Raw genomic sequence first — 3034 nt, forward strand, 5'->3', positions numbered from 1 at the left:
GAACACAGCGGCGCCAGGCGCCAGGATTACCTGGACCACCTGCACCTGCAATTGTCCGTCTTCGTCGGCGAGAACCTGGTGCACATGAATATGGAAGAAACGGAGAACAACGCCATCCTGTGGGCCCACTACACGGATGAAGAACTGGATGGCATCCACGATGCCCTGGTCAGCACCATTCCGCAGGAAGAGATGCAGCTCGCCATGCGCTGGATGATCCCCGCACTTAACCCGTCCGAACTGGCAGGCATGATGATGGGCATGCGCGCCGGGATGCCTCCGCCGGTCTTTGAAGGCATGCTCGGTTTTGCACGCTCGCTGCTCGATCAACGCTCCGCGCAAAAGCTGGACGCGGCGCTGGCTGCACCGCAAGCCCTGGCAGCCTAAATCACCTCATGCAGCACCAGGGGCTGGCGCACGCAAAGACGGAAATGGCCGCGGCCTGTTTTCTCGATCTGCACTCCCGCATCACGTTCGCACAGGCGGCGCGCCAGCAGCACCAGGCGCGCTTCCAGATTGTCGCTGACATCGGGCAGGCGGATACGTGGATCGAGGCGCAGCTCGCGGTTACTGAAACACGTGCGGCCCAGAGTCGCGTGGTCCTTCAGCAGGCACCACAGCACCGCGCCCGCTACGCCTTTGATCAGGTAATCGTCGCCAAAGAACACGGAATCGTTGCCTGCGTAATGGCGCACCAGCAGCGGCGCCGCTTCGCGCTGCGCGCGCGCTTCGTCCGGCGCTGCAAGCGGCTCAGGTTCGGCTTGCGCCGCGTTCTGCAGGATGTACATCTGCATCGCCAGCTGGCCGCTCAGCGTGACCAGCGCATCTTCATCGTCATAGCTGAAGCGCAGATCCTGCGGACTCTCCACATACAGCACACCAAGCAAATAGTCGCAACCGACGATCGGCACGGCCAGCTGGCTGCGCGATTCGGCCAGTCCGGGAAACGGGATCTCTTCCGCCAGTTCGCTGTCCGTCAGCTGCTCGCGAATGGCGCGGCTGTAGCTGTACTCCGCCGTCATATGGCTGATGCGGACCGGCGTGCGCTCGCGCGCGGCCACACCAATCACGCCCTGCCCCATGCGAATTTCGGAGCCCACACCGGATTCGGCGTAACCGTGGCTGGCCACGGTGTACAGATTGCCCGCTGCCCTATCGTGCATCAGCAGCATGGCGTGGCTGATTCCCAGCTTCTCGTCCAGGCAGGCCATGATTTCGTCGAACAGGCGATCCAGGTCGCGGCAAGCGGCCAGGCGCTCGGAGCATACGCGCAGCGCGGCCAGTGTGTTGCGCGACGCTTCCGGCGCGGGGACGGCATCCTTGTCCACCCGCAGCAGGTCGTTGACGCGGTAGACGTCCGAACCTAGCAAATGAAATACGCCGCTCATGCCGACGTGCGAGGCAATTCCCGCCAGACGCGCCTTCATGCTCTCGAACAGCGATCCCGAAGTTTCAGTACGCAGGTATTCGATCTGCAGCGAATACTGCGCGCCCGTAAAGGGATTGATGACCATCAGCCGCGCGCGAGGATTGGCAAGAATGTTCTGGCGCGTCTTGTTGAAGAACTGGTAGGACAGCGCAATGTGTTCGCGATCGATGTACTGCACTTGCGAGAGATAGGAGACGTTCGGCACGCCTTCCTTATCGGCAGTCGCCAGCACCGCGGGGATCACGCCCTCGAAGCACTCGCGGATCGTGTCGAGGCGGACCTCGCTCATGCTCCAGCCTCCAGCGGTTTGCCTGCGTTGGGGCCGGGCGTCTGTGTGAAGGCTTGCTGCGGGCGGAAGCTCAGCCCCACCAGTTCATTCGGCGGACAGGAAAGCAGCATGCGCACCATCTCTTCGCGGAAGCCGATCGCGCCCACTTCGGCCACAAAGGCATCGCAGTAGGCTGCCACCACTTGCAGGTCTTCGGTTGAAGATGCGGTCACCCGTGCATCATCGCTTTTCAATTGCATCGTGCGGTGACTGGAAGGCTGGGTGAAGGCGACTGCGATGCGTCCATTGGCAAAGATATCGCGCTGCACGCACTGGGATTTGGACTCGGGCACGAAGACAGTGACGCTGCTGCCGTCATCGCTCACCCGGCAACCGATGGCCCGCACCAGCTCCGGCACGCCGCCCGCCGAACAGGTGGCGACGCTGATCGACACGCCCGCACGCATGAAGGCGATTTGTCCGGCATCGAGGGAGGGCGAGCTCATGTCGGACGATTCTATCTGAACACGAAGCGCTTGGCGGTAATGAAATTGAAAGTCATGCCCGCCAGTGAACCGATCGCCACACCGGCCGCCGGGGTCCAGGCCGCATGCGGCAGCAGCTGCAGCGCGAGGGTGTAGGCCGCATAGTTGATCGCACCGCCGCCCAGCATGGCGACCAGATAGCGCCACCACTCGCGCCAGACGCTGTCCGTGGCGGCAAAGGTGTAGCGGCGGTTCAGCCGCCAGGTCACCCAGACGGCAAACAGGAAGGACAGCAACCGTCCCACGTAATAGCCGCAGCCCAGCGCCAGGGCGAGATACAGCGCCGCCATATCGGCGACCAGTCCGGCCACGCCATTGGCCGCAAAGCGCAGGAATTGCTGATGGGTCGACTTGCTCATGTTGATGTTCTTGAAACGCCCCCAGGGCGCCAGCCCGCGATTATAAAACAAGGGACTAGCCAACCGGCCAAACACCCTGCTATAATTGCGCGCCTTGGCCTGGTAGCTCAGTTGGTAGAGCAGAGGATTGAAAATCCTTGTGTCGGTGGTTCGATTCCGCCCCGGGCCACCAAGAACATACCTCACGAAACGCCGATCCATTGCTGATCGGCGTTTTTGCTTTGTGCGCAACATTTCCGGGTTTTCCGGTCCATTCTCGGCTACGGTCTCACGTACCGTTTTCGCCGTCGCTGCCCCCCCCTGTCCCAAGACCCTTTCAGCGGCCATATGTCGTGTTCCGCGGCCGGCCGCGACGTGCTCAATGCGCGGTCGCTAAATTGCTTGACGCACCCAAAACTCGGAAGTATTATCTATCTATCGATAGGTAAACAAC

Annotated in this window: 3 protein-coding genes, 1 tRNA gene and 1 pseudogene; 2 read left to right on the top strand and 3 right to left on the bottom strand. The window is 61.9% G+C overall.

Going from position 1 to position 3034, the window contains the following annotated elements:
• Window positions 1–387: pseudogene (locus AB4Z11_RS27980) on the top strand (hypothetical protein); the annotation flags it as partial.
• On the opposite strand, the gene AB4Z11_RS27985 reads toward AB4Z11_RS27980, so the two are convergent.
• From AB4Z11_RS27985 to AB4Z11_RS27995, 3 genes are read right to left on the bottom strand one after another with little or no spacing between them, the layout of a single operon-like run.
• The gene (locus AB4Z11_RS27985; RefSeq protein WP_442029104.1) at window positions 384–1718 is read right to left on the bottom strand and encodes a GAF domain-containing protein; all 1335 of its coding nucleotides are present in this window, start codon (window positions 1716–1718) and stop codon (window positions 384–386) included. The pseudogene AB4Z11_RS27980 and the gene AB4Z11_RS27985 sit on opposite strands and share 4 nt — an antisense overlap.
• Window positions 1715–2203, bottom strand: a complete 489-nt coding sequence (locus AB4Z11_RS27990; protein ID WP_442029105.1) for a hypothetical protein — start codon at window positions 2201–2203, stop codon at window positions 1715–1717. The genes AB4Z11_RS27985 and AB4Z11_RS27990 overlap by 4 nt, the downstream gene beginning before the upstream one ends.
• Window positions 2204–2214: 11 nt before the next feature.
• Complete coding sequence (locus tag AB4Z11_RS27995; protein ID WP_442029106.1) at window positions 2215–2601, bottom strand: GtrA family protein; 387 nt, start codon at window positions 2599–2601, stop codon at window positions 2215–2217.
• 96 nt (window positions 2602–2697) lie between these two features.
• On the opposite strand from AB4Z11_RS27995, the gene AB4Z11_RS28000 reads away from it, so the two are divergent.
• Window positions 2698–2773: transfer RNA gene (locus AB4Z11_RS28000), tRNA-Phe, on the top strand.
• Window positions 2774–3034: the final 261 nt, after the last annotated feature.

The organism is Pseudoduganella sp. RAF53_2, from assembly GCF_052113985.1.
Taxonomy (GTDB): Bacteria; Pseudomonadota; Gammaproteobacteria; order Burkholderiales; family Burkholderiaceae_D; genus Rugamonas.